The organism is Lacicoccus kunmingensis DSM 17847 (genome assembly GCF_059568765.1).
The window spans coordinates 1-2,130 of record NZ_JCANUC010000049.1 but is presented as its reverse complement, the minus strand read 5'-3'; the positions used below and the strand labels follow the sequence as shown (position 1 = coordinate 2,130).

3 protein-coding genes are annotated in these 2,130 nt (G+C 35.1%); all 3 read right to left on the bottom strand.

Going from position 1 to position 2,130, the window contains the following annotated elements; translation table 11 throughout:
• Positions 1-504: relaxase/mobilization nuclease domain-containing protein (locus BO48_RS16720; RefSeq protein ID WP_496369265.1), on the bottom strand; the 504-nt coding region annotated here is incomplete at its 3' end.
• Positions 486-848, bottom strand: coding sequence for a MobC family plasmid mobilization relaxosome protein (locus tag BO48_RS16715; RefSeq protein ID WP_078801601.1), 363 nt, complete (start codon positions 846-848; stop codon positions 486-488). The genes BO48_RS16720 and BO48_RS16715, both read right to left, overlap by 19 nt.
• 209 nt (positions 849-1,057) lie before the next feature.
• Entirely contained in the window at positions 1,058-2,002 is a 945-nt protein-coding gene (locus BO48_RS16710; protein ID WP_139373609.1) for a replication initiation factor domain-containing protein, read from the bottom strand.
• Between the last annotated feature and the right edge of the window lie 128 nt (positions 2,003-2,130).

Sequence of the window (2,130 nt, the reverse complement as noted above, 5' to 3'; positions counted from 1 at the left end):
ATCTTTCCAACTCGATTGACCTTTTTCTAATACTGATTTTTCAGCCAAGGTATAATTCATGTCTGCATTTTTCTGCTCAACCACAGACAAACCATGCTCTCGACACAGTTCATCATTCATATCTTTCACATGATATCGCTGCTTTGCATTGCTCTTATACTTTTGACCGTCCAATCCGACGGCATTAATCACAATATGGTTATGAATATGTTCTGTATCATTGTGCGTATACACGGACACTTGAAAACCATCTGCTATCTTTTCAGCCAATTCCAATCCAATCTGATTCGCCTGTTTTTCAGTCGTTTCATGCGGTTTAAACGACTGAATGATTGTATGTGCTTGTATCCCATCATTTTTTCCATGAAGCTCTCTCAATGACTTAAATTGCGCTTTCGCATAATTTGGATCACAGTTCATTCCACTTTTTTCAACCGCACGTTTTTCAGCATAATTAATTACTCTGCTCGCTTGTTTACTGTTACCTAATTTAGTCGTTGCCATAGTTCATTCACTTCATTTCTCAACGCTTGCAAATTCCGATTCAAATCATCTGCATCTACATATTTCGTATTCAATACTTTTGCGATTTGATTTGTATTATTTGCGATTCCACTTAACTCTCGAACAATCACTTGCCGTGTTTCCTTATCAAATTTCGGAGCCACTAATCGACTGCCTTCCGCTTTTTTCTTCACGAATGCAGGTATACTCATATTCAATGTTTCGGCAGATTCCCTTAACTTTTCATATTCCTGTTCACTCACTCTAAAACTGATTTGCTTTGGCTCTTTGCGACGGGGCTCACGCAGTTTGTCGCTAGCCATCAAATTGTTTTCATCGTTCATCAATCCCACCCTCTCACTTCGTGATAATATTAATCTCTTAATTTTCATCTTACATTTGTAATATAAAAATATCAAGTTTAATTAGGGTTTGGCAAGCGTCGTCTATTCTAGCCACTTCGTTCTGAATAGCCAGCTTGATGGGGGTTTCCCCATATCCCCTTTAGTTTTTTGTTGGCACAAAAAAAGGCTAGCTAATGCTAGCCTAAAACCTAATGACCAAAGTCAAAATCAAACATTTTATCATGATGTGATATGGCTATATAATTCTCAAGTTCTTCGCTCAATCTCTGATGTTGCTCGCTCAAAACTTTTCTCAAATCATCAGAGATATTTACCTCAGATATTTCTTTAATTATTTTTCTATATTTCGTTTTTAAATTTTTGTCTATTTTTCCCCATTCACCATGTTCATGCAGGAGCATATACACCATTGCTCTCGTACTGCTTTTTTCAATCGTTTTCCAATTTGGCTGAAGAAGGTGTATATCATCAAAGCATTTATCCCAAGTTTTAGTTCTTGAACGCTTTAACTCAAATTCAACTCTCCACAAATGATCTGCACTAATTTCCTGTTCTTTCACTTCGCTCAATTGTTTCTTTTTGTTATAAATTCTAATATATCTATCACTTTCACGAACACCAAAATATTTGGTTTCCACTTTTCCATCAATACCGTAGAAATGCGTTTGTTTAACTGCTTTATCACACATCGAGTAATAATCAGCTAAGTTATCTTCAATATCAAAAGCCAAATCTATTCTCGAAAAATCTTTGTTACGCATATTATCTAAAAACACGAATTGAATAATTTGTTTCTCATTCTCACTCAATTCATTTGGATTGAACTCAACTCTAATTTCACTTCGCCCCATCGCTTGTGCCTGCTTACGGTTATATTCAACATAAACTTTATTATTAAAAACGTTACATTTGAATCTATCAAAACCAGTATCCCATAAATTAATTTCTGGATTATTTTCAATATGCTTTTTTATTTGGCTTTCTCTTTCAGGTATCAAAGCACCCACAACAGTAATCATGTCAAAACTAACCTGTATATTTTTCGAAATTCCCGTTTTATAGGACGCTGACCGGCTATTAGAGTGTCCGGTTAACCCCATTTCGATTTTTTGGCCATTTTCTTCGTTTTTCATACAAAAAGACTCCCTTTCGTAATACGAAAAAGAGTCAGCTGTGTTTGATTATTTTCGAAACATGATATAATATCATTACGTAAATATAACAAACACAAATGAGTTGAAATAATCTAAGTTTGGCGACC